General features: G+C 74.9%; 23 protein-coding genes. 13 read left to right on the top strand and 10 right to left on the bottom strand.

Going from position 1 to position 22062, the window contains the following annotated elements:
* From MF672_RS45655 to MF672_RS45640, 4 genes are all read right to left on the bottom strand, one after another.
* Entirely contained in the window at positions 1-228 is a 228-nt protein-coding gene (locus tag MF672_RS45655) for a PIN domain-containing protein (protein WP_242374685.1), read from the bottom strand.
* Complete coding sequence (locus MF672_RS45650) at positions 221-493, bottom strand: type II toxin-antitoxin system Phd/YefM family antitoxin (RefSeq protein WP_242374684.1); 273 nt, start codon at positions 491-493, stop codon at positions 221-223. Before MF672_RS45650 ends, MF672_RS45655 begins: the two co-directional genes overlap by 8 nt.
* 70 nt (positions 494-563) lie before the next feature.
* Positions 564-770 carry a tautomerase family protein gene (locus MF672_RS45645; protein WP_242374683.1) on the bottom strand — a complete coding sequence of 69 codons (207 nt, stop codon included), beginning with the start codon at positions 768-770 and terminating at the stop codon, positions 564-566.
* Positions 771-794: 24 nt separating this feature from the next.
* Entirely contained in the window at positions 795-1553 is a 759-nt protein-coding gene (locus MF672_RS45640; RefSeq protein WP_242374682.1) for an SDR family oxidoreductase, read from the bottom strand.
* Between the two features lie 103 nt (positions 1554-1656).
* On the opposite strand from MF672_RS45640, the gene MF672_RS45635 reads away from it, so the two are divergent.
* Positions 1657-2508, top strand: coding sequence for a helix-turn-helix transcriptional regulator (locus tag MF672_RS45635; protein ID WP_242374681.1), 852 nt, complete (start codon positions 1657-1659; stop codon positions 2506-2508).
* On the opposite strand, the gene MF672_RS45630 is transcribed toward MF672_RS45635, so the two are convergent.
* A complete protein-coding gene (locus MF672_RS45630) occupies positions 2486-3331 on the bottom strand; it encodes a GntR family transcriptional regulator (protein WP_242374680.1) in 846 nt (281 codons plus the stop codon). The two genes, MF672_RS45635 and MF672_RS45630, sit on opposite strands and share 23 nt — an antisense overlap.
* Before the next feature lie 37 nt (positions 3332-3368).
* On the opposite strand from MF672_RS45630, the gene MF672_RS45625 reads away from it, so the two are divergent.
* Both MF672_RS45625 and MF672_RS45620 read left to right on the top strand, forming a co-directional pair.
* Complete coding sequence (locus MF672_RS45625; RefSeq protein WP_242374679.1) at positions 3369-3923, top strand: hypothetical protein; 555 nt, start codon at positions 3369-3371, stop codon at positions 3921-3923.
* Positions 3920-4090, top strand: a complete 171-nt coding sequence (locus tag MF672_RS45620) for a hypothetical protein (RefSeq protein ID WP_242374678.1) — start codon at positions 3920-3922, stop codon at positions 4088-4090. The genes MF672_RS45625 and MF672_RS45620 overlap by 4 nt, the downstream gene beginning before the upstream one ends.
* A gap of 3 nt (positions 4091-4093) precedes the next feature.
* Here MF672_RS45620 and MF672_RS45615 read toward each other — a convergent pair whose 3' ends face one another.
* Positions 4094-4903: a crotonase/enoyl-CoA hydratase family protein gene (locus tag MF672_RS45615; protein WP_242374677.1), complete on the bottom strand. Its 810-nt coding sequence runs from the start codon at positions 4901-4903 to the stop codon at positions 4094-4096.
* Positions 4904-5016: 113 nt separating this feature from the next.
* Here MF672_RS45615 and MF672_RS45610 point away from each other — a divergent pair, with 113 nt between their 5' ends.
* Genes MF672_RS45610 through MF672_RS45590 form a run of 5 tightly spaced genes read left to right on the top strand, consistent with a single transcriptional unit; the run spans position 5017 to position 11187 of the window.
* Positions 5017-6567, top strand: coding sequence for an acyl-CoA synthetase (locus MF672_RS45610; RefSeq protein ID WP_242374676.1), 1551 nt, complete (start codon positions 5017-5019; stop codon positions 6565-6567).
* Positions 6557-7456, top strand: coding sequence for a Zn-ribbon domain-containing OB-fold protein (locus tag MF672_RS45605; protein WP_242374675.1), 900 nt, complete (start codon positions 6557-6559; stop codon positions 7454-7456). Before MF672_RS45610 ends, MF672_RS45605 begins: the two co-directional genes overlap by 11 nt.
* Positions 7453-8451, top strand: a complete 999-nt coding sequence (locus MF672_RS45600; RefSeq protein ID WP_242374674.1) for a thiolase family protein — start codon at positions 7453-7455, stop codon at positions 8449-8451. Before MF672_RS45605 ends, MF672_RS45600 begins: the two co-directional genes overlap by 4 nt.
* Position 8452: 1 nt before the next feature.
* The gene (locus MF672_RS45595; RefSeq protein WP_242374673.1) at positions 8453-9601 is read left to right on the top strand and encodes a thiolase family protein; all 1149 of its coding nucleotides are present in this window, start codon (positions 8453-8455) and stop codon (positions 9599-9601) included.
* The gene (locus MF672_RS45590; protein ID WP_242374672.1) at positions 9601-11187 is read left to right on the top strand and encodes an acyl-CoA synthetase; all 1587 of its coding nucleotides are present in this window, start codon (positions 9601-9603) and stop codon (positions 11185-11187) included. Before MF672_RS45595 ends, MF672_RS45590 begins: the two co-directional genes overlap by 1 nt.
* On the opposite strand, the gene MF672_RS45585 is transcribed toward MF672_RS45590, so the two are convergent.
* A complete protein-coding gene (locus MF672_RS45585; protein WP_247815782.1) occupies positions 11184-15656 on the bottom strand; it encodes a tetratricopeptide repeat protein in 4473 nt (1490 codons plus the stop codon). The genes MF672_RS45590 and MF672_RS45585 overlap by 4 nt on opposite strands.
* 1892 nt (positions 15657-17548) lie before the next feature.
* On the opposite strand from MF672_RS45585, the gene MF672_RS45580 reads away from it, so the two are divergent.
* Entirely contained in the window at positions 17549-17782 is a 234-nt protein-coding gene (locus MF672_RS45580) for a hypothetical protein (RefSeq protein ID WP_247815781.1), read from the top strand.
* Between the two features lie 148 nt (positions 17783-17930).
* Here MF672_RS45580 and MF672_RS45575 read toward each other — a convergent pair whose 3' ends face one another.
* The gene (locus MF672_RS45575) at positions 17931-18560 is read right to left on the bottom strand and encodes a LysE family translocator (protein ID WP_242374670.1); all 630 of its coding nucleotides are present in this window, start codon (positions 18558-18560) and stop codon (positions 17931-17933) included.
* A 21-nt stretch (positions 18561-18581) separates the two neighbouring features.
* Positions 18582-19445, bottom strand: a complete 864-nt coding sequence (locus tag MF672_RS45570) for a LysR family transcriptional regulator (RefSeq protein ID WP_242374669.1) — start codon at positions 19443-19445, stop codon at positions 18582-18584.
* A gap of 111 nt (positions 19446-19556) precedes the next feature.
* On the opposite strand from MF672_RS45570, the gene MF672_RS45565 reads away from it, so the two are divergent.
* The 3 genes from MF672_RS45565 (at position 19557) to MF672_RS45555 (ending at position 21044) form a co-directional block, all read left to right on the top strand.
* Positions 19557-20087 (top strand): cysteine dioxygenase family protein, encoded by a 531-nt coding sequence (locus tag MF672_RS45565; protein WP_242374668.1) that lies wholly within the window; start codon positions 19557-19559, stop codon positions 20085-20087.
* A 124-nt stretch (positions 20088-20211) separates the two neighbouring features.
* Entirely contained in the window at positions 20212-20799 is a 588-nt protein-coding gene (locus MF672_RS45560; protein WP_242374667.1) for an ArsR/SmtB family transcription factor, read from the top strand.
* Positions 20800-20843: 44 nt separating this feature from the next.
* Entirely contained in the window at positions 20844-21044 is a 201-nt protein-coding gene (locus MF672_RS45555; RefSeq protein ID WP_242374666.1) for a hypothetical protein, read from the top strand.
* A 4-nt stretch (positions 21045-21048) separates the two neighbouring features.
* On the opposite strand, the gene MF672_RS45550 is transcribed toward MF672_RS45555, so the two are convergent.
* A complete protein-coding gene (locus tag MF672_RS45550) occupies positions 21049-21456 on the bottom strand; it encodes an ester cyclase (protein ID WP_242374665.1) in 408 nt (135 codons plus the stop codon).
* A 62-nt stretch (positions 21457-21518) separates the two neighbouring features.
* On the opposite strand from MF672_RS45550, the gene MF672_RS45545 reads away from it, so the two are divergent.
* Positions 21519-22061, top strand: a complete 543-nt coding sequence (locus MF672_RS45545; RefSeq protein WP_242374664.1) for a TetR/AcrR family transcriptional regulator — start codon at positions 21519-21521, stop codon at positions 22059-22061.
* Position 22062 lies beyond the last annotated feature (1 nt).

Below are 22062 nucleotides of genomic sequence, written 5' to 3'. Positions count from 1 at the left end.
TCACACGGGCACGAGCGGCAGGCCCCGGCTCGAGGCGATCGCGGCGCCCAGCCTCTCCATCCGGGCAGCCCGGGTGGATGCGTCCTTGGCCAGGGCCACGCCTTGTTGAAGCTCGGCGAGAGTGATGGCGGTGAGCTCAGGAAAGGCGGGGAGATCGGCGAGTGGGATCTCGGCGAGGTCGATGTAGACACACGTGTCGATGACCCCGGAGTCGTCACGATCAGGCATGCCGATCCCAAGGGTCGTCATCGACGCGATCGTCGCCGAAGGCGTCGTCCGCCTCGTGGCGCAGCTCCGCGTAGTCGACGCGCGGCAGATGCCGATGCTTCGCGACAAGTTCCTCGGCGCTCAGGCGGCGCCTGCGCGCCAGCGGCCGCAGCTCGGCGATCTCGACTCCGTTGCGGGTGATGTGGAATACCTCGCCCGCCTCGACCTCATTCATGACGGCGGCTGCGTTGTTCCGGAACTCACGCTGAGTAATGACCTTCAACACGCACCTACCGTAGCCTCGTGTAGCTTGCCGTGCTCCCGATTCTAGATCGTGCCCACATCTCGAGCCGGAGCTAGCTGCGGCCGAGGAGTTCCTCGGTGAGGATGGTGCCGCCGAGGCTCCAGCCGCCGTCGGCGACCTCTTCGAGGATCACGAGCGTCGTGGGGCGGGCTCGTTCGCCGTACACGTCGGCGAAGGCGTCGGTGACGGCGTCCTGGAGCTTCTTCCTCGACTCGGGCGTGAGGGTGCCGGCGGGCACTTTGAGGTTGGCGAACGGCATGATGTTCCTTCCTTCGGGAGAGGTTCAGCGGGCGTGCGGGTCGGCGGCGTTGAGCGTGGCCACCACCTGGTCGTAGTCGCCGCGCGCCGCCCCGAACCGCAGGAACTTCACGCGCTCGACCAGGATCTCGGCGGCGTCGGGCTGCGCCTTGAGCAGGCTCATGACCTCGTCGGCGAACTCGTCGAGCGGCATCGCGAAGTCCGAGGTCTCCTGGCCCGGCAGGAGCGCGGTCCGCACCGACGGCGGCACCAGCTCGATCACCTGGACGCCCGCGGGCGCGAGCTGCAGCCGCAGCGTCTCGCTGAGCATGTGGATCGCGGCCTTGGTCGCGTTGTAGGTGGGGGTGACCCGCAGCGGCGCGTGGGCCAGGCCGGAGGAGACCGTGACGATCGTCGCGCCGGGCCGCCCCTGGAGGTGCTCGGTGAGCGCGGCGATGAGCCGGATCGGGCCGAGCAGGTTCGTGGTGACCGTCGCCTCGGCGTCGGCGAGGAAGCCGGGCGTGGTCCAGTCCTCGACGCGCATGATGCCGGCCATCGCCACCAGGACGTTCAGGTCGGGGTAGCGGGCGACGACGTCGGCCGTCGCCTCCGTGATGGACGCCGGGTCGGCGGTGTCGATGCGGACGGTGCCGAAGCCGTGCTCGGCGGCCAGGCGCTCCAGCAGGTCGGTACGCCGCCCGCCGATGACGACGGTGTTGCCCGCCGCCCGCAGCCGGACGGCGAGGGCGAGACCTATCCCGGACGTCGCGCCGGGGATGAAGACGGTGTTTCCCGCGATGTTCATGCCTCCACCCTGGCGGCCCGGGGCCGGGCGCGGAAGGGCACCGCGGATCGGGGGATCGGCGGTCCCTGGCTGGCACCTGCCGTGACGTCCCACAATGGGAGGCATGAACCGCGCCGCCCTCGCCGACTTCCTGCGCCGCCGCCGTGAGGCGCTGCGCCCGTCCGACGTCGGCCTGATGCCCGGCCCGCGCCGTCGCACGCCCGGGCTGCGGCGCGAGGAGGTCGCGGCGCTGACCGGCATGTCGGCCGACTACTACGTGCGGCTGGAGCAGCAGCGCGGCCCGCAGCCGTCCGAGCAGATGCTCGCCGCGCTGGCCCGGGCGCTGCGCCTGACCGCCGACGAGCGCGACCACCTCTACCGCCTGGCCGGGCACAACGTGCCGCGCCGCACGCCCGCCGACACGCACGTCGCGCCCGCTCTGCTGCGCGTCCTCGACCGGCTGGAGGACAGCCCGGCGCTCATCCTGTCCTCGCTCGGCGAGGTGCTGGTGGCCAACCGGCTGGCCGTCGCGATCTTCGGCGACCCGGCCACGCGCACCGGCTGGGCGCGCAGCGACGTGTACCGGTGGTTCACCGACCCGGCCGCCCGCCGCGTCTACCCGCCGGAGGACCACGAGCGCCAGGCGCGCAGCCTGGTCGCGTCCCTGCGCGCCGCGTACGGCGCGGCGGGGCCGCGGTCGCGGGCGGCGGAGCTGGTGGGGGTGCTGCTCGCGGAGTCCGCCGAGTTCCGCGCCCTGTGGGAGCGGCACGAGGTCGCCCGCCGCTTCGCCGACCACAAGACGCTCGTGCACCCCGAGGTGGGCCGGATCGAGGTCGACTGCCAGGCGCTGTTCACCGAGGACCAGGCGCAGGCGCTCCTGGTGCTCACGCCCGCGCCGGGCAGCGCGGCGGAGGACCAGATCCGGCTGCTGGCGGTGCTGGGCCACGAGCACTTCACGGCGCCCGCCGACCAGTAGGCGGGTGCCCGTCGCCGCCCGGCGAGGGCATCTTGCCGCCGTAGACCAGGAGGAACCGCTCGGCGGGCAGCACGATGTCGGACGTCTCGACGGGGCGGTCCTGCGCGTAGTGGGTGCGGCCGATCGTCAGCACGTACGAGCCCGGTGGCCGCCGCAACGCCGCGCACTCCTCGGCCGTCCCGATGCGGACGCCGACCTCCTCCTGCCAGTCGTCGATCACCACCCCGATGGACACCATGCGTGCGGCCACGCCGCGCCCCGCCAGCAGGCCGTCCTGGGGCAGGACGATCGGGGTGCCGCGCGTCAGGGACAGCGGCTCGTAGGACGTCGACAGCTCGACCGGTTCGCCGTTCGCCTTCCTGACGTAGTCGGTGCGGACGGCGTCCTCCTCGTCGCCGTGCGGCTCGGGCATCAGCAGGCGCCGGCGGACGTCGGCGGGAGCCTGCACGGTCCGTGAACGGTACTCCCACGTGAGCTCACGCTTCTCGGGATCCACGGTCGGGTCGAAAGGCGCAGACCGGTGCCATGCCCGGACCATCTTCTGCGGGTCGCGGTGTTCCCGCACGTAGGTGCCGGACCCGGAGTGAGCCTCGGCCAGCCCCTCCTGGATGAGCACCCGGGCGACCTGCTTGGCCACGGCGTCCGACACCGCGTACGCGCGCATGATCTCCGGACGGGACGGCAGCCGCGCGCCCGGCGCGAGCTCGCCCGTGGCGATCTTCTCGCGTAGCTCGGCGACGATCCGCTGCCAGAGCGGGCGGTCCTGATCCACGGCGAACAGCTTGACAGGCGGTGCCACCAGCTCACAAGCTGGGTCCAGCATGAAAGCAGTGTCACCAGCTACACAACCTGGGAGCACCATGCATGAACAACGCTTTCCCGCTGCAATCGGCTCGATCGGCGCTGCCGGTAGCTGGATTCGCGCCGTCGCGGACGTCTGCTGTCCGCGGCTCGCCGACCAGGCCGAAACCCTCGTCAGGCAGCTCATGATCGGTGCGCTTCGTCGCGCGTGCGCGAAAGAGCCGATCACGATGAGCGCCGCTCCGTCGAGCGCGGTGCTGCGCGTCGAGGCGCGTTTTCGGCATCTCCGTCCGGGTGGCCGGGAGTGGGCCGCGATCTCGGCGTTGACGACGAGGTTCGGGGCGGAGGGGGATGACCGTTCGCGTCGGGTCTGGGCTGAGCTGCCCGCTGAGCCGCCGCTGATCCCCCGACTGCCGCTGTACGACACGTGGCGGGACGAACAGGGCTACCATGCCCGCCTCCGCGAGGCTCTGCCGCCGTCCGCCCTCGGTCACGGATGCGCGCAGGAGGTGCGGGCCGGGACGCCGGAGGGCCTCATCCGGGCGGCCGTCCGGAACCAGGCGGCGGTCTGGAGGTGGCAGTGCTCGTGGAGCGATGCCGGGCGGCGCGGGTGAGCGTCATCCTGGTGTGGACGGACGGCCGGGGGCGGGTGTGGCTGGACACCGGCGAGACGGACCCGGCGCGCGGAGAGCCCGTCATCGAGCTGCTGAACGGCGGGACCAGGGGCCCTCTCCGCTGGGTCGCCGAGCACTTCGCGCCGCTGCGACGCCTGAGCCCGTGAGCGTCAGTGGCCCTGGTAGTGGGCCGGGCGCTTCTCGCGGAAGGCGCGGGTGCCCTCCTTGGCGTCCTCGGAGCCGATGACCGGCCACCCCAGGTCGTCGGAGACCTTCAGGGCCTCGGGTTCGGCGAGGCCGAGGGTGTCGCGGTAGGTGCGGAGGATGGCCTGGACGGCGAGCGGGCCGGAGGCGGCGACGTCGTCGGCGAGCTCGCGGGCCACGGCCAGCGCCTGGCCGTCGGGGACGACGCGGTTGACCAGGCCCATCGCCAGGGCCTCGGCCGCCGTGACGGCGCGGCCGGTCAGCAGGAGGTCCATGGCGTGGCAGTACGGGATCTGCCGGGGGAGGCGGACGGCGCTGCCGCCCATCGGGAACAGGGCGCGCTTGGCCTCGAAGAGGCCGAGGGTGGCGGACTCGGCGACGACCCGGAGGTCGGTGCCGACCAGCAGCTCGGTGCCGCCGGCGACCGCGTGGCCCTCGACGGCGCAGATGATCGGCTTGGTGGGCAGGTCCTCGCGGAGCAGGCCCTTCCAGTGGAAATTCGGGATCGTGGCGGCCCTGGCCTGGACGTCGGGGTCGGTGGAGGGCTGCCCCATGGCCTTGAGGTCGGCGCCGGCGCAGAACGTGCCCTCGGCGCCGGTCAGGATCGCGACCCGGACGCCGGGCTCCGCCGACGCGTACGCCCAGGCCGAGGCGAGGCCGATCAGCATGTCGGAGGAGAGCGCGTTGCGGGCCTCGGGCCGGTTCATGGTGACGATGAGGACGTGGCCGTCGCGTTCGATCCGGCAGTGGGGGGTGCTGATCGGCAGGAGCTCCACGGGTGCCTCCATCAGGTCGAATCAAGCGCTTGCTACGCAGTGCGCCCAAGGATACGCTCCGGACAGCAAACGAGAACAGGTTCCTGTTTTTTCGTAGGCCGTGAGGAGCGCATATGGGCACGCTCGGTTTCTGGAGGCTCGCTCAGGCCGATCCCGGGTGGATCGCGGCCGTGGACCCCGACGGTACGGAGCACCGGGCCGGCGACCTCCTGGCCCGGGCGAACCGGCTCGTCCACGGACTGCGCGACGAGCTAGGGCTCCAGCCGGGCGACGGCGTCTGCGGCCTGGCCCCGAACGGGGCGGACGGCCTGGTGCTCTACCTGGCCGCGCTTCAGGCCGGTTGGTACTACACGCCGGTCAACTGGCACCTCACCGGGCCCGAGATCGCCTACATCGTCTCCGACAGCGAGGCCAAGGCGTTCTTCGTCCACCCGCGTTTCCTGGCGGAGGGCGGCAGGGCGGCCGAGGCCATCGCCCCCGAGCGCCGTTTCGTGCTGGGGGAGAGCGCCGACGGGTTCCGGCCGGTGCGGGAGCTGACCGACGGCCGCCCGGACACCGCGCCCCCCGGCCGCACCGCCGGCCTGACCATGCACTACACCTCCGGCACCACCGGCAAGCCCAAGGGCGTGCGCCGCCCGCTCAGCGGCCTCGACCCGGACGACGCGGCCGAGCTGATGACGTTCCTGCTGGGCCTGTTCGGCGTCACCCCGGGCCGCCCCAACGCGCACCTGGTCACCTCGCCGAGCTACCACACCGCCGTCACCCAGTTCGGCGGCACCGCCCTGCACATGGGCCACACGCTCGTCTACATGGACCGCTTCGACGCCGAGGAGCTGCTGCGCCTGTGCGAGCGGCACGGCGTCACCAGCTCGCACATGGTCCCGACGCACTTCAAGCGGCTGCTCGCGCTGCCGGAGGAGACGCGGAACAAGTACGACCTGTCCTCGCTGAAGTGGATGATCCACGCCGCCGCCCCCTGTCCCGTCCCGGTGAAATGGGCGATGTTGGAGTGGTGGGGCGACTGCGTGTACGAGTACTACGCGGCCACCGAGGGCGGCGGCACCCTCGCCACGCCCGAGGCGTGGAAGGCGCACCCCGGCACGGTCGGCAACGCCTGGCCGATCAGCGAGCTGCTGATCGTGGACGAGCACGGCGAGCCGGTGCCGACCCGCACTCCCGGCACCATCTACATGAAGATGCTGGGCGCCTCGTTCGAGTACAAGGGCGACCCGGAGAAGACCGCCGCCAACCGCCTCAAGGACTTCTTCACCGTCGGCGACGTCGGCTACCTCGACGAGGACGGCTTCCTCTACCTCTGCGACCGCAAGGCCGACATGATCATCTCGGGCGGCGCGAACATCTACCCCGCCGAGATCGAGAACGAGCTGATGATCCACCCGAAGGTGGCGGACGTGGCCGTGTTCGGCATCCCGGACGAGGAGTGGGGCGAGCAGATCAAGGCCGTCGTCGAGCCCGCCCCCGGCTGCGAGCCGGGCCCCGAGCTGGCCGCCGAGCTGCTGGCCTCCCTGGAGGGCAGGCTGGCCAGGATGAAGTGGCCGAGGACCGTCGACTTCATCGCCGAGATGCCCCGCGAGCCGAACGGCAAGCTGCTCAAACGCAAGCTCCGCGACCCGTACTGGGAGGGACGAGACCGTGCCATCTGATCCGCTGGTCGCTCAGCACGTCCTGGAGTTCCCCGGCGGCTATACCCGTACGACCGGGCCGGTGGTCGGCCGCTTCCTCAGCGAGCTGCGAGCCCGCCGCCTGGTGGGCGTGCGCACCGCCGAGGGGCGCGTGCTGGTGCCGCCCCTGGAGTACGACCCCGCCACCGGCGAGCCCGTCACCGGCGAGTACGTCGAGGTCGGCCCGGCCGGCACGGTCACCGCCTGGACGTGGGTGGCCGAGCCGCTGGCGGCCCACCCGCTGGACGGCCCCTTCGCCTGGGCGCTGATCGAGCTGGACGGCGCGGACACGGCCCTGGTGCACGCGGTGGCCGCCGAGAACGTCAAGGCGATGGAGACCGGCATGCGGGTGTGGCCGGTCTGGCGCGACCGGCCCACCGGCCACATCACCGACATCGAGCACTTCGCCCCCGAGGTCACCAAGATCGTCTCGCCGGTGCGCGCGGAGTACCGGCTCCAGGCCGGCGGCTCGCTGCGGGTCTTCCTGGAGGGCGTGGCGCGCGGCGTGCTGCTCGGCGGGCGCTGCGAGCGCTGCGCGAAGGTGTACGTGCCGTACCGGGCGTCCTGCCCCGAGTGCGGAGGAATCATCGCGGACACCCGCGAACTTCCCGACACCGGGACGATCACCACGTTCGCCATCAACAACCTGCCCGACCCGCGCGCCCCCGAAGTGCCCTTCGTGTCGGCGTACATCCTGCTCGACGGGGCCGACATCCCGATGATCGCGCTGGTCGCGGACGTGCCCGCGCACGAGGTGCGGCAGGGCATGCGCGTCAAGGCCGTGTGGGTGCCCGAGAGCGAGCGCACGGCGTCCATGGCGAACATCCGCTGGTTCGCCCCCACCGGCGAGCCCGACGTGGAGCTGTCATGAGAGAGGTAGCGATCGTCGCGTTCGCGCAGACGCGGCACACCGGCCACGACACCGGGCTCAGCGAGCCCGAGCTGATCCTGCCCGTCATCAACGAGGTCAAGGAGCGCACCGGGCTCCGCCGCTTCGGCTTCACCTGCTCAGGGAGCTGCGACTACCTGGCCGGCGCGCCGTTCTCGTTTGTCTCGGCGCTGGACGCCCTCGGCGCTTGGCCGCCGATCTCCGAGAGCCACGTCGAGATGGACGCCGCCTGGGCCCTGTACGAGGCATGGGTGCGCCTCCAGCACGGCGACCTGGACTCGGCCCTGGTGTACGGGTTCGGCAAGTCGTCCCTCGGCGACCTGCGCACCATCATGACGCTCCAGCTCGACCCGTACTACCTGGCCCCGCTCGGCCTCGACCAGCTCTCCTACGCGGGCCTGCAGGCGTCCGCGCTCGGCGCGGAGCGCGAGGAGCTGGCCGAGATCGTCCGCCGCAGCCGGGCCGACGGGCGGGCGAACCCGTACGCGCTGGACCTGCCCGACCCCGAAGGCGACGACGGCCTGGTCGCGCCGCCCGTCACCGACGGCGCCGCCGCGGTCGTGCTGGCCGCCGGCGACCTCGCCACCCGCCTCACCTCCAGCCCCGCCTGGATCAGCGGCCTCGCGCACCGCATAGAACCCCACTACCTGGGTATGCGAGACCTCGCCCGGTCGGCCTCCGCGGCCGATGCCGCACGAGCCGCGGGGGTCGGCAAGGGCCCCGTCGAGGTGGCCGAGCTGCACGCCCAGTTCGCGCACGAGGAGATCATCCTGCGCGAGGCGCTGGAGCTGACCGGCGACACCGTGATCAACCCCTCCGGCGGCCCGCTCGCCGCCAACCCCGTCATGGCCACCGGCCTCATCCGCATCGGCGAGGCCGCCCAGCGCATCCTCGACGGCCGCAACCACCGGACCGTCGCGCACGCCGCCGGCGGCCCCTGCCTGCAGCACAACCTCGTCACCGTCCTGGAGGGCTGAGATGGGCAACCGCTGTGCGGTCATCGGCGTCGGGCAGACGCACTACACCACCCGCCGCCGGGACGTCTCGATCGCCGGGCTGGTGCGCGAGGCGGCGGTGCGGGCGCTGGAGGACGCCGGGCTGACGTTCAAGGACATCGACGCCGTCGTCATCGGCAAGGCCCCCGACCTGTTCGAGGGCGTGATGATGCCGGAGGCGTACCTGGCCGACGCGCTCGGCGCGGCCGGCAAGCCGATGATGCGCGTCCACACGGCGGGCAGCGTCGGCGGCTCCACCGCGCTGGTCGGCGCCTCGCTCGTGCAGGGCGGGGTGCACGACCGGGTGCTGGTCGTGGCGTTCGAGAAGCAGTCGGAGTCCAACGCGACATGGGCGCTGTCCACGCACCTGCCGTTCAACGCCTCGCTCGTGGTGGGGGCGGGCGGCTACTTCGCGCCGCACATCCGCGAGTACATGCGCAGGACCGGCGCGCCCGGCCACATCGGCACCCTCGTCGCCGTCAAGGACCGGCTGAACGCGCTGAAGAACCCGTACGCGCACCTCAGGATCCCCGGCATCGACCAGAAGATGGTGGAGTCCACGCCGATGCTCTGGGAGCCGATCCGCTACCTCGAGACCTGCCCGTCCAGCGACGGCGCGTGCGCGATGGTGCTCGCCTCCGAGCCGGCCGTCACCGGCACGCCCGCCTGGGTGCACGGCACCGCCATGCGCTCCGAGCCGATCTTCCGCGCCGGCCGCGACACCGTCAGCCCGCAGGCCGGCAAGGACTGCGCCGCCGACGTCTACCGGCAGGCCGGCATCACCGACCCGCGCCGGCAGATCGACGTGGCCGAGGTCTACGTCCCCTTCTCCTGGTACGAGCCCATGTGGCTGGAGAACCTGGGCTTCTGCGCCGAGGGCGAGGGCTGGAAGCTGACCGAGTCCGGCGCGACCGCCCTCGACGGCGACACCCCCTGGAACGCCTCCGGCGGCGTGCTGTCCAGCAACCCGATCGGCGCCTCCGGCCTCATCAGGTTCGCCGAGGCCGCGCTCCAGGTGCGCGGCATGGCCGGCGAGCACCAGGTGGACGGCGCCCGCACCGCGCTCGGCCACGCCTACGGCGGCGGCGCCCAGTTCTTCGCCATGTGGATCGTCGGACGGGAGAAACTCTGATGGAGTTCAACCACGCGGACCTGTTCGAAGGCGTGGCCGACGCGATCCCCGACCGGGTCGCGGCGATCTGCGGCGACGACCGCCGCACGTACGCCGAGCTGGACGCCGAGGCCAACCGGCTCGCCCACTACCTCACCGGCCTCGGCGTGCGCGCCGGCGAGCACGTCGGGCTGCAGCTCTACAACGGCGTGCCGTACCTCGCCGGGATGATGGCCGCGCTGAAGATCCGGGCCGTGCCGATCAACGTCAACTACCGCTACGTCGAGTCCGAGCTGCTCTACCTCTACCGCGACGCCGACCTGCGGGCGCTGGTCTACGACGTCGAGTTCGAGCCGCGCGTGGCCGCCGTGGTCGCCGACGCGCCGCTGCTGGAGCACCTGGTCGCGGTGGGCGGGCCCCCGTCGATCGGCTCCGCCGTGCCGTACGGGACCGCGCTGGAGCGCGGCAAGCCGGAACGGGGCTTCCCGCCGCGCTCCGGCCAGGACGTGTACATCATCTACACCGGCGGCACCACCGGCATGCCCAAGGGCGCGATGTGGCGGGTGGAGGACCTGTTCTTCGGCTTCGGCGGCGGCAACCCGGGCGGCGAGCCGCGCGCCACGCCGCAGGAGGTCGTGGAGGCGGCGGAGCAGTCCGGCCCCATGACGATGATGGCCGTGCCGCCCCTCATGCACGGGGCCGCGCAGATGGCCACGTTCATCACCTGGTGCCTGGGCGGGACCATGGTGTACGTGCGCAAGTTCGACCCCGACGAGGTCTGGCGCACGGTTGAGCGCGAGCGCGTGTTCACCATGAACATCACCGGCGACGCCATGGCGCGCCCGCTGGCCGAGGCGTTCGCCGCCGGCTCCTACGACGTCTCGTCGTTGTTCATCGTCAGCTCGACCGGCGCCATCCTGTCGGGCGCGGTGCGCGACCGCCTCCAGGAGCTGCTGCCGAACATCATGATCCTGGACAACTTCGGCTCCACCGAGTCCGGCTTCACCGCCTCCGGCGTCGCCGGGTCCTCCCCGGAGAAGGGCCTGCGCTACCAGCCGAACTCCGTGGTCCGGCTGGCCGTCCTGGACGAGGCCGGCCGGCCGGTCGAGCCCGGCTCCGGGCAGCTCGGCACCGTCGCCCGGTCCGGACGGGTGGCGTTCGGCTACTACAACGACCCGGACAAGACCGCCCGCACGTTCGTCACCGACGAGCAGGGCACCCGCTGGCTGCTCACCGGCGACCTCGCCACCGTCGACCCGGACGGGACGGTCAACGTGTTCGGGCGCGGCTCGCAGTGCATCAACACCGGCGGGGAGAAGGTGTTCCCCGAGGAGGTCGAGGCGGTGCTCAAGGGCCATCCCGGCGTGTTCGACGCGGTGGTGACCGGGGTGCCGGACGAGCGGTGGGGCAACCGGGTGGCGGCGGTCGTCGAGCCGCGGCCCGGGGTCGAGCTCACCGCGGCGGAGCTGGACGCGCACTGCCGGGCGGCGTTGTCGGGGTACAAGGTGCCGCGGTCGTACGCGTTCGTCGCGGAGATGGTCCGCTCCCCGGCCGGTAAGGCGGACTACCGGTGGGCCCGCGAGACCGTCCAGGCCCAGGAGCCCTAACGGGCGGGGCGGGTGAGCGCGCGCAGGTCGGCCTCGACCTGGCGCGCCTCGCCCCGCCTGCCGCCCGCCCGCTCCAGCAGCCGCAGCCGGCCGCGCAGCACCTCGCGCAGCAGCTCCACCAGGCCCTCGTCCCGCCGCTCCGCCGGACCCTCGTCCCGACCCCTCGCCGGGCCCTCGGGGCGCGTCTGCGGAGCCAGCAGCTCGGCCAGCAGGCCGGCGGCGACCCGCAGCGCCGCGTCGGCGGCGTCGTCCCTGCCCAGCTCCTGCTGGCAGAACCCGAGCCGGGCGTGCGCCACCGCCCGGCTCGGCACGTCCCGCGTCACCTGCGTGGCGCGGTGGAAGACCAGGCCCGCCTCCAGCGGCCGCTCCGCCTCCATCAGCGCGTCGCCCAGCATGAGCATCGCCCGCGCCAGCAGCCCGGACAGCGGCGGGTCGCCCGGCGCGAACCGTTCGAGCGCGCCGACCGCCTCCCGCAGCGGCCGCACCGCCTCCGCCGCCTGCCCGCGCAGGCGCAGCGCGGCCGCCAGCGCCAGGCACGCGCCCGCCCGGCTGGTGTGCAGCGCCCCGGCGTCCATGCCGGACGTCAGCAGCTCGTCGTAGGTCGCGACGGCCTCGCGGGCCCGCGCCTCGGCCTCGCCGCCGCCGTCCAGCCGCAGCAGCGGCAGCAGCTCCGCGCTCTGCGCCAGCGAGTCGGCCAGGACCGCCCGGTACGTCAGATCGCCGGGCGACCGCCTGGCCAGCGGGATCAGCCGCTCCACCAGCGCGTTCGCCTCCGCCAGCTCGCCCAGCATCAGGTGGCACCTGGCCAGCCGCTGAAGGGCCAGCGCGCCCTTGACCGTGTCCTCCCGCTGCCCCGCGGCGGCGATCGCGGCGTACTCGGCGGCCTCCCGCGCCCGCCCGGCCGCCAGCAGGTCGTCGGCGACCGTCGCGGCCGCCTCGGCGGCGGCCGGCCTGGACAGCCGGGTGTAAAGCCGCACGGCCTCCACCAGGTGGGTCAGCGCCTCCTGCGTCCTGCCCTGGGCCCGCAGCGCCCGCCCCCGCACGTGCAGGGCCTGGGCCCGGACATGCGGCAGCTCCTGGCCCCGCTCCCTGGCCCGGTCCACCTCGGCGAGCGACCAGGTGATCGCCTCCAGCGCCGCCTGCGGCCGGTCCAGGGCCGCGAGCGCCGCGCCGAGCTGCCCGTACGCGGCAGCGGCGACGGCCGGGTCGTCCAGCTCGTCGCACAGGTCGGCGGCGTGCTCGCAGTGCGCCAGCGACTCCACCGCCCGGCCGCGCTCCAGCAGCTCGGCGGCGTAGAGCGTGAGCACGGCGGCCGACTCCCTGCCGTTGCGCCCGTCGCCGTCCAAGGCGATGACCGCCTGCTCGGCGGCGGCGAGGTCGGCGCGGTCCAGCCGGGCGAGCGCGGCCAGCGCCAGGCCGAGCCGGTCGCGCCGGGCCGGCGACCCGGCCGCCAGGCCCCGCTGGACGCGGACCGCCAGCCGCGCCGCCCGCACCGCCGCCTCGCCGCTCCCCCCGGCCTGGGCGGCGATCGCGGACAGGCGGGACAGGCAGCGGGCGTACTCGTCGTACAGCTCGGGCTCGCCGGTCAGCGGGACCTGGCGTTCGAGGTCGCCGGTGAACGCCTCCAGCGGCGCCACCAGCGCCGCCGGGTCGGCGCCGTCCGCCAGGTCGCCGACGTAGCGCGCCAGGTCCTCGACCAGGCTGCGCAGGACGTCACCCTGGGGGAGCGGGCGCGTCTCCAGGATCCGCGCGTACAACACGCAGCCGGCCGCCGCGCCCTCCTCACGGGCCCGCAGCCGAGCCAGCCGCACGAGCGCCAGCAGGTGCGTGCCCGCCAGGCCGGCGGGCGGCTGACCGTGCCCGGCCATGGGCCCGGCCATGAGCCCGGCCATGAGCCCGGCCATGAGCGCGGTGCCCTCGGCCAGCCTCGCCCGGGCGGCGTCGTCCTCGTGCAGCTCGGCCAGGCACAGCCCGGCCAGCTCCAGGCACGCCCCCCTGACCATGGGCGCGCCGCCGCCGCCTGCCGTGTCCAGGACGTCCACGGCCCGGTTCGCCGAGGTGAGCGCCCCCTCCGCGTCGCCCCTGCCGAACCGGATGCCGCCCTGCAGCCGCAACGCCCCGGCCAGGACGGCCGGCGGCTGGATGCCCTCCGACACCAGCGCCGCCTGGAGCCGGACCAGCCGGTCGGCCGCCGCCTCCGCGTCCGACGGGCAGGCCGAGTGCGACAACGCGACCGTCTCCAGCACCAGCAGCTCGGCCAGCTCCTTCCCCGACGCCGGGCTCGCCCCCGCCTGCCCGTGCGCCTCGATCGCCGTCAGCAGGTGCGGGACGGCCTCCTTGTGCCGGCCCAGCCCGACCAGCGCGCGCCCGAGCGCCGCCGCCACCTGCCCGACCACCACCGCCTGCGGGCGGTCCGGTACGGCGTGCCGTTGCAGCAGCTCGGCGGCCTGCATGGCGAGCGCGAGCCCGTCCGCGGCCCGCCCGGCGTCCGTCCAGGCGCGGGCCAGCAGCGCCTGGGCCGAGAGGTAGGCGTGCACCACCTCCGGGCCTGGCGCGCCGTCGCCGCGCTCGACCGCCGTCCGGCACTCGGCCAGCACCTGCTCGGCCTTGCGCACCGCCTCCCCGGCCGCGCCCTCCCCGGCCGCGCCCTCGCGGGCGGACGAGGGCGGGTCGGCCAGGGCGAGCAGCCAGTGCCGCGCGCCGCCCCGCGCCGGCGGCGGCTGCCCGCGCCCGAGCCTGGCCCGCACCTCCTGAAGGTCCCGCCGGTGGTGGGGGTCCTCCGCGCCCAGCACGTCGTACAGCTCGGCCGCCAGCTCCAGGTGCGCCCGCGCGTCGGCCGCCCGTCCCAGCTCGTCCAGGCAGAGGCCGAGCAGCCGCCGGCCCCTCGCCTGCGCCTCGCGGCCGTCCGCCACCGCCATGGCCTCCTGCAACGGGCCCAGCGCCTCCTCCGGGCGGTCGTCGAGGAGCAGCAGCTCGCCGAGGTCGAGGAGCTGCCGCACCAGGGCGGGGCGGTGCTCGGCGGGTTCGAGCGCGGTCAGGGCCCGCAGGTCGCGCACCGCCTCGGCGGCCGAACGGGCGGCGGCGTCCAGGTCGTCGCCGGCCGCGTGCAGCCGCGCCAGCAGCCCGGACGCCTCGGCCAGCGACAACCTGAGCCCCGGCTCCTCACCCGCCAGGCCGCGCAGCCGCGCCACCGCCTCGGCCGCCGGCGCGACGGCCTCCCGCGTCCGGCCGAGGTGGTGCAGGCGGGCGGCGAGCAGGTGGAGGCGTTCGGCGAGGTCGCGGTCCACGGGGGAGACGTCCTTGACGGCGGCGGTCGCCGCCACCGCCAGCCATCCGCCCAGCTCCGGCACCGCCCCGGGCCCCAGCCCCTCGAACGGCCCCAGCGCCCGCGGCCCACCCGCCGCCCCAGCCGCCCCGCCGCCGCGCGGCGCGGTCGGCCCGCCCTCCGGCGTCCCTGGCCCGCCTTCCGGTGTCCGTGGCTCGCCCTGCGCCGTCCGTGGCCCGCCCTCCGGTGTCCGTGGCCCGCCCTCCGGTGTCCCTGGCCCGCCCCTCGGCGGCGTGATTCCGCTGCCCGGAGCCTCTGGGCCGCCCCTCAGGGCCCTCGTCCCGCTGCCCGGAGCTTCCGGTGCTGTGGGCACGGCCGCCGCTTCCGGCCGCCGCACAGGGGAGCCGGGGGCCACCGCCGGTGGGCCGGTCGCGTCGGGTCGGTCGGCCGGAGCCTCCGCGTCCCCCGGGACGGGGGCCGCCAACGGCATCGCGGCGTGCCGGGCCGAGCGCCCGGGACGCGACGCCCCTTGCCGCTCGCCGGAGCGCCGTGCGACCTGCGGTTCGTCGGGAGGCCGCGCGACTTGCGGTTCGTCGGGAGGCCGCGCGACTTGCGGTTCGTCGGGAGGCCGCGCGACTTGCGGTTCGTCGGGAGGCCGCGCGACCTGCGGTTCGCCGGGGCGCGCCGCTCCGGGCGGCCCGCTGGAGCGGGCGGGCTCTGGCGGGTGCGGCAGGGGCATGGCCCGCAGGACGTCGCTCAGCTCCTCGCCGGCTCCCTCCCCGCCGTCGCCGCCTCCCTTCCCGTCGCCGCTCCCCTTCCCGTCACCGATTCCCTTCCCGTCACCGATTCCCTTCCCGTCGCCGGACGCCGCGACCGTGTACGCCTCGATCGCCTCCTTCACCCGACCGGCCCCCGCCAGCGCGCACGCCAGGTTGTAGTGCGCCGCCGCGACCAGCTCCGCCCCAGGCCCGCCGGGGTCGTCCTCGGCGAGGAGCCGGAACCGGGCCGCCGCCTCCTGCGCGGGCTTGACCGCCTCGCCCGGCTCGCCCGCCAGCAGCAGGCAGGAGCCCAGGTGGTACAGGGCCTCCGCCCGCGCGGCCGCCGCCTCGTACGGGGGAGCGGCGGCGAAGATCTCCACCGCCTCCGCGGCGGCCGCGACCGCCTCGCCCACCCGCCCGACCGCCGCCAGCCGCCCCGCCAGCACCGACAACGCCTCCGCCAGCCCACCCGGGCCCGCCGCCGAGGCCGCCGCACCGGCCCGCCGCCGAGGCCGCCGACCCGGAACGGGCCGCGGCGGTGCGGGCGCGCGCCGCCGAGGCCGCCGCGCCCGGACGCGCCGCCTCGGCGCGCAGCCGCCGCACGGCCAGCTCGCCCAGCGTCACCGGAGCGCCCGCGCCCCAGCGCGGCCGCACCGCGCCGGAGCGGCAGCCGGGCCGCCGCCTCGGCCACCTGCGCGTCCTCCGCGAGCAGCGCCAGCGCGGCGTTCACCGCGTCACCCAGCCGGGTCGCGGGCGTCGCGGCCGCCTCCGCGACCAGCCGGCCGAGCCGTTCCGTCAGCAGCGCCCGCAGCGCCCCCCGGGCCCTGGCCGAGCCCGTCGCCGCCGTGGCGAGGACGTCCAGCATGCGGATCAGGTGCCGCGTCGTCCGCGTCTCGTGGTCGTGCAGGGCCAGCACCAGCCCGGTCAGCCCCTCGGTCCCGGCCAGCAGCCGTTCGGCCAGGACGTCCGGGCCGAGCGGGGCCATCCGCTCGCCCCCGGGGAAGACCCGGCCGAGCCAGCGCGCCACGTGCACGGCCTGCCCGGCGAGCCCGCCGGCGCGCAGGCCGGGCACGGCCGCCAGCAGGCCGGGCAGCTCGCCGAGCGCCGGCGCGGTGAGCGTGAGCACCGCCACCGCCTGCCACGCCGTCACGTCCTCCAAGGGCGCGTCCGGGACGGGCCAGGCCCGCGCCCACTGCTGGAACTCGCGCTCCAGGAACCGCTCCACCAGCCCGGCCCCGGCCTCGCCCGTCCCGGCCCCGCCGTCGCGCAGCCGCATCAGCGCCGCCAGGTGCACGTGCAGCGGCAGCCCGAACTCGGGGTCGTCGAGCGGCGGCGGCGGGGGCAGGGCGGCCCGGCTCGGCCCGTACGCCTTCATCGCCGCGCCCGCGTGCTCGCGGCGTTCGTCCAGCGTGAGGGGACGGGCGTTGAGCTGCACGAGCGCCGGGTCGAGCCGCCGCGGCCAGCCGCCCGCCGCCGTGTCCAGCCGCCGCCACCAGCCGGCGTCCCCCGGCTCCCGCACCACCAGCAGGAGCCGCACCGGCGGGTTGTGCCCGTGCCTGGCCAGCCGCCGCACCAGCTCGCCCACGAGCGGCGCGGACGGCTCCGGCCGCTCCACCACGGCGAGCGTCGGCCGCAGCGCCTCCAGCCGCACCCGCCCGGCGTCCGGGTGCGCGCACAGCACCTCGCAGACGGCGTCCAGCGGCAGGAACCCGGCGTCCCACCCGGCCCGCCCCAGCTCGCCGCAGAGCTGCCCGGCCAGCCGGCCGCGTCCGGTGCCGTCGCGCCCGCTCACCACCGCGATCGACAGCGCGGCGGGCCCGGCGGCCCACTCCCGCAGCCGGGCCAGCTCCTCCTGGCGGCCGAGGAACGGCACTACCGCGTGCCGCGGCGCGAGCAGCCGCCAGTCCGGGGGGTCGGGCGGCAGCTCCGCCCGCCACGGGTCCAGCAGCTCCGGCAGCACCACGGCGGGGTCGTTCTCCGCGACGGTCTCCAGCCGTCCCGGGGCCACCCCGGCCACCTCGCGGAAGCGTTCGTCGCCCAGCAGCGCCGTGGCGGGGACGACGTCGAGCCGCCGCCGCGCGTAGCCGTCGCGCCCGGCGACGACCACCCCGAGGATCTGCCCGGCGGGCTCGGCGAGCAGCGCGGCCCCGGCCAGGCCCTCCCACAGCGCGATCGGCGGCGCGGCCGTCACGGTGACGGGCAGCGCCTTGGCCACCGCCCCGGCGGGTCCGCCCGCCGGCGGGTCCACCGTCCCGGCGACCGTCCTGGGGTCGCGGGCCCCGGCGAACGCGGTGGCCGCGCAGCGCAGCCGGCCGCCGCCCGGGCGGGCCCAGCGCACGTGATCGATGCCGGGGACGTCCCGCCAGGGGCGCCGGGCACCCGCAGCAGCGCCGCGGCGGTCGCGCCGCGTCCCCGCCACACCTCCTCGGCCGGCTCCCAGCGCTCCGACGACGCGGCCCGCACCCGGCAGGGCGCTCCGGCCGCCACCACGTCGGCGCCGGTCAGCACGAGGCCGGCGCCGATCGCCCAGCCCGAGCCGGTCACGCCGACGAGGTCGTCGCGACCCGAGTGAACCTCGGCGGCCCGCTCGGGCCCGAGGCGGTGCGGTGGCGTGTCCATGGGAGCCGCCTTGGAACCTGTGAGGGACGCCCGAGGATGCCGTCCCCCCGATCAGCGCTTGTTTTCACTATCGCATCACGGGACAGAAATTTCCTGGCTTGTCATGCCTTCTCGGTCGTGAGCCAGGCGGCCAGCCCGAGGTACACGAGCCCGCTGCCCACGTCCAGCCGCCGCCGGACCCGCGAGGAGCCCCGCACCCGCCCCGCCAGGGCGGAGGAGAGCATCGCGTACGTGCCGTCGGAGGCCATGCCGAGCACCATCCACAGCAGCCCGAGCAGCAGGATCTGCGGGCCGACGGGCCCGGCGGCCGGGTCGGTGAACTGCGGCAGGAACGCCAGGAAGAAGATCGCGGTCTTGGGGTTGAGCACGTTCACCACGAAGCCCTGCCAGAACAGCCGCCGCTTCGACTGCGCCTGCGGCTCCAGCGGCTCCGCGCCGCCGTCGTCGCGCCGCATCAGCTTGCGCACGCCGAGCCAGACGAGGTAGGCGACGCCGACGTACTTGACGACGGTGAACGCCGTGGCGGAGGCGGCCAGCAGCGCGCTGATGCCGAGCGCCGCGGCGGCCACGTGCACGATGGAGCCGGTGTGCACGCCGAGCACGGAGATCAGGCCGGCGCCGCGGCCCTGGGTGACGCTGCGGGTGACGATGTAGACGACGGCCGGCCCGGGGACGACGAGCAGACCGAGCGTGGCCACGCAGAAGAGGGCGAGTGTCGAAATATCCGGCATGAGGGCATCGTAGGCAGGCCGTCAAAGGTTTTTGCGCAGCGCGGCCAGCAGCGCGGCGGTGGCCGGCGGGTGGGGCGGGTCGCCGTACACGGCCGCGTACACGTGCCGCGTGGAGGCCGGGATCTCGGTGACCTCGACGTCCGGGTGGCGGTGGGCGCGCAGGGCGAGGCCGGGCAGCATGGTGAGGCCGAGCCCGGCCGCCACCAGCGCCTGCACCGCCACGATGTCGTCGCTGGTGAACGAGATGCGCGGGGCGAAGCCCGCCTTGTCGCACACGTCGAGGAGGTGGCTGCGGCAGCGGTCGCAGCCGGCGATCCAGGACGCGTCGGCGTGCCGGGCCAGGTCGCCGGCGACGGGCCGGTCGGACACCAGGTAGGACGGGTCGTCCAGCAGGGGGATCATGGTGATGCCGCGGTCCTCGGGTGCGGTGTCGTCGTAGCGGAAGACGACCGCGACGTCCACCCGGCCCGCGCGCAGCAGCCGCAGCGCCTCCGGCGGCTCGGTCTCGGTGAGGTGCAGGCGCAGCCCGGGGTGCTCGGCCCTGAGGTGGAGCGCGGCCTTCGGGACGAACGTGCCGAGCGCGGACGGGAAGGCCGCCAGGCGCACCCGCCCCGAGCGCAGGCCCACGTGCGCGGCCAGCTCCTCGGCGGTGTCGTCGAGGCGGCCGATGATCTCGGCGGCGCGTTCGGCCAGCAGCCGGCCCGCCTCGGTGAGCCGGATGCCCCGGCCCGCCCGCTGGATCAGCCGCGCCCCGGTCTCGGCCTCCAGCCTGGCCAGGTGGTGGCTCACGGACGGCTGCGAGTAGTGCAGCTCCTTGGCGGCGGCGGTGAGCGAGCCCTTGCGGGCGACGGCGAGGAGCACGCGCAGGCGGACGACGTCCAGCATCCATCAATCGTATCTATGGATGGGACAGAAGACTTCTGTTGGACCTATGGGTGCAGCTCAAGGCACTGTGGAGGGGGAAGGATGATTAACGGCTTTCCCTAGGGGGTTCACATGAATACGGTCGTCACCGCCGCCGCCCGGCCGGGCCTCGACCCGCTCGTCGCCGAGGTCTCCGCCGTCGTCGCCCGGCGGCTCGGGTCCAGGCGGACCGCGTACGCCGTCGCCGACGTGCTCCGCGCCCACCCGCCCGGCCTCGACCTGCTCACGCCCGCCGAACGCGCCGGCGCGCCCGACCGGTACGCCTCCCACCTGCTGCACGCCGAGCCGGACTTCTCCGTCGTCGCCGTGGTCTGGCGGCCCGGCCAGGGCACCGTCATCCACGACCACGTCTCGTGGTGCGCCTTCGCCGTCCTCAGCGGCATCGAGCACGAGACCCTGTACCGCGACATGGGCGACCACCTGCGCGAGCTCGGCCGCGCCGACAACCGGCCCGGCGAGGTCAGCGGGTTCGCCCCGCCCGGCGACATCCACAAGGTCACCAACATCAGCGACGAGGTCGGCGTCTCCGTGCACGTCTACGGGGCGGACGTGAGCCGGCTCGGCAGCAGCGTCCGCCGCGTCTACGACCTGCCGGTCGGCTGAGAGGCCTCGGCCGCCGCCGTAGAAGGAGGCGCCCTGCCGGCCCCGCGAGCGCCTGCGCCGCAGGTGCGCGGCCAACTGCGCAAAAATATTTGCGCAACTTCCCTTTCGCGTCTATGGTGGAGTCATGGCCGCCGAGAAGATCCGCCGCGTCAAGGACCTCGACACGCTCAAGGCCCTGGGGCACCCGCTGCGCATGAAGCTCTACCGGGCGCTCTACCTCGCGGGCACGGCCACCGCCTCGCACCTCGCCGAGCAGGTGGACGAGGCCGTCAGCCTGGTCAGCTACCACCTGCGCAAGCTGGCCGCGCACGGCCTCATCGAGGAGGCGCCGGGATCCGGCGGCGACGCCCGCGAGCGCTGGTGGCGCCCGGTCGCCGACAGCATCTCCACGAGGGACGAGGACTTCCGCGACAGCCCCGAGGCGGTCGCCGCCCACACCGCGCTGAGCCGCGCGCACGCCCGGCAGCAGCACGACCTGTACGAGGGCTACCTCGACGCCCAGATGGCCTGGGACCACGTGTGGCGCGACGCCGCCTTCTCCTCGGAATACCTGATGTGGCTCACCCCCGACGAGCTGGGCCGCCTCGCCGAGGAGCTGCGGGAGGTCGCCTCCCGCTGGCGGGCGCACGGCAAGGCGGCCCAGGCGGCGGGCGAGACGGAGGGGCGCGAGAGCGTCGCCGTCCACATGTACGGCTTCCCCTTCCGCTCGTGAGACCCGCACCACACCCCCGACCACGGACCAGGAGGACTGACCCGATGGATCCGGACCTGTACCTGTACGCCGAGAAGGCCCGAGCCCGCGAGCTGCACGCCGCGGCCGCCCGCCACCGCGCCGCCGCCCAGGCCGCCCGCGAGAGCGGGTCGTCCCCCTGGCGGGCGCGCCTCGGCTGGGCCCTGGTGGAGGCGGGCCTGCGTCTCGTCCACACCAACACCCGCCACCACGCCACCGACCACTGACGCTTCAGCCGTCCAGGCCGAGCTGGTGCCGCATCGCGACCGCGTCCCGCACCGCCCAGTGCTCCACGATCCGCCCGTCCCGCACCCGCACCATGTCCAGCCCGCGCACCTCGTACCGCCGGCCGGTCGCGGTGTGCGTGCCGCGGCTCAGGTAGACGTTGGCCGACAGGTCGTCGGTGGCGACGTTCCGCTCGATGACGACCGACACGTCGTGGAAGCCGCCGCCCCCGCCGGTGACCATCCGCTCCCACTTCTCCCGCCAGGCCCCGATCCCGTGGTGGTCGCCCTCGGTGCCGCCCCGGTGGTCCACCACGTCCGGGTCGATGTACCCCAGGGCCTCCTCCATGCCTCGCCCGGCCAGCACCTCCGGGTACAGCTCCACGACCCGCCGGTGCACCTCTCCTGCCCGCATGCCGCCTCCCGGCGCTAAGTGGGGAACTCCCCGTTTTTTCGGTGCGGCTACACTAACCGGGGATGTCCCCGATTAGCAACGCCCGCCCGCGCCGCGCCGACGCGCAGCGCAACCACGACCTGCTCCTCGCCGCCGCCGCCCGCGTGTTCGCCGAGAAGGGCACCGGCGCGCCCCTCGACGAGGTGGCCCGCCGCGCCGGCGTGGGCAACGCCACCATGTACCGGCATTTCCCGACCCGTTCCGACCTGCTGGTGGCGGTCTACGCCGACGAGGTCACCCAGCTCTGCGCCCGCGGCGAGGCCCTGCTCGCCGAAGGGCGGCCCGCCGAGGCCCTGCGCGCGTGGCTGCGGCTGTTCATGACGCACGTCTCGGCCAAGCGCGACCTGGCCCAGGCCGTCACGGACGACGAGCGCTCGCACCGGCTCGCCGAGTGGCACGCGGTCATGCTCGCCACCGCCTCGGCCCTGCTGGACGCCGCCAAGGACGCCGGCGCGGCCCGCCCGGGCCTCGACGTCCGCGACCTGCTGACCCTCGTCAAGGGCATCGCCCTGGCCGCCGCCGACGAGGCCCAGGCCGGCCGCCTCCTCGACCTCGTCGACCTGTGAC

The sequence above is a fragment of the Actinomadura luzonensis genome (genome assembly GCF_022664455.2).
Classification (GTDB): domain Bacteria; phylum Actinomycetota; class Actinomycetes; order Streptosporangiales; family Streptosporangiaceae; genus Nonomuraea; species Nonomuraea luzonensis.
This window is presented reverse-complemented; position numbering and strand designations above follow the sequence as displayed.

Excerpts from the sequence above, each read along its gene's own strand:
- MF672_RS45655 (WP_242374685.1), bottom strand. The coding sequence starts at position 228 with ATGCCTGATCGTGACGACTCCGGGGTCATCGACACGTGTGTCTACATC.
- MF672_RS45645 (WP_242374683.1), bottom strand. The coding sequence starts at position 770 with ATGCCGTTCGCCAACCTCAAAGTGCCCGCCGGCACCCTCACGCCCGAG.
- MF672_RS45640 (WP_242374682.1), bottom strand. The coding sequence starts at position 1,553 with ATGAACATCGCGGGAAACACCGTCTTCATCCCCGGCGCGACGTCCGGG.
- MF672_RS45635 (WP_242374681.1), top strand. The coding sequence starts at position 1,657 with ATGAACCGCGCCGCCCTCGCCGACTTCCTGCGCCGCCGCCGTGAGGCG.
- MF672_RS45630 (WP_242374680.1), bottom strand. The coding sequence starts at position 3,331 with ATGCTGGACCCAGCTTGTGAGCTGGTGGCACCGCCTGTCAAGCTGTTC.
- MF672_RS45625 (WP_242374679.1), top strand. The coding sequence starts at position 3,369 with ATGCATGAACAACGCTTTCCCGCTGCAATCGGCTCGATCGGCGCTGCC.
- MF672_RS45610 (WP_242374676.1), top strand. The coding sequence starts at position 5,017 with ATGGGCACGCTCGGTTTCTGGAGGCTCGCTCAGGCCGATCCCGGGTGG.
- MF672_RS45600 (WP_242374674.1), top strand. The coding sequence starts at position 7,453 with ATGAGAGAGGTAGCGATCGTCGCGTTCGCGCAGACGCGGCACACCGGC.
- MF672_RS45595 (WP_242374673.1), top strand. The coding sequence starts at position 8,453 with ATGGGCAACCGCTGTGCGGTCATCGGCGTCGGGCAGACGCACTACACC.
- MF672_RS45590 (WP_242374672.1), top strand. The coding sequence starts at position 9,601 with ATGGAGTTCAACCACGCGGACCTGTTCGAAGGCGTGGCCGACGCGATC.
- MF672_RS45575 (WP_242374670.1), bottom strand. The coding sequence starts at position 18,560 with ATGCCGGATATTTCGACACTCGCCCTCTTCTGCGTGGCCACGCTCGGT.
- MF672_RS45570 (WP_242374669.1), bottom strand. The coding sequence starts at position 19,445 with ATGCTGGACGTCGTCCGCCTGCGCGTGCTCCTCGCCGTCGCCCGCAAG.
- MF672_RS45565 (WP_242374668.1), top strand. The coding sequence starts at position 19,557 with ATGAATACGGTCGTCACCGCCGCCGCCCGGCCGGGCCTCGACCCGCTC.
- MF672_RS45560 (WP_242374667.1), top strand. The coding sequence starts at position 20,212 with ATGGCCGCCGAGAAGATCCGCCGCGTCAAGGACCTCGACACGCTCAAG.
- MF672_RS45555 (WP_242374666.1), top strand. The coding sequence starts at position 20,844 with ATGGATCCGGACCTGTACCTGTACGCCGAGAAGGCCCGAGCCCGCGAG.
- MF672_RS45550 (WP_242374665.1), bottom strand. The coding sequence starts at position 21,456 with ATGCGGGCAGGAGAGGTGCACCGGCGGGTCGTGGAGCTGTACCCGGAG.
- MF672_RS45545 (WP_242374664.1), top strand. The coding sequence starts at position 21,519 with ATGTCCCCGATTAGCAACGCCCGCCCGCGCCGCGCCGACGCGCAGCGC.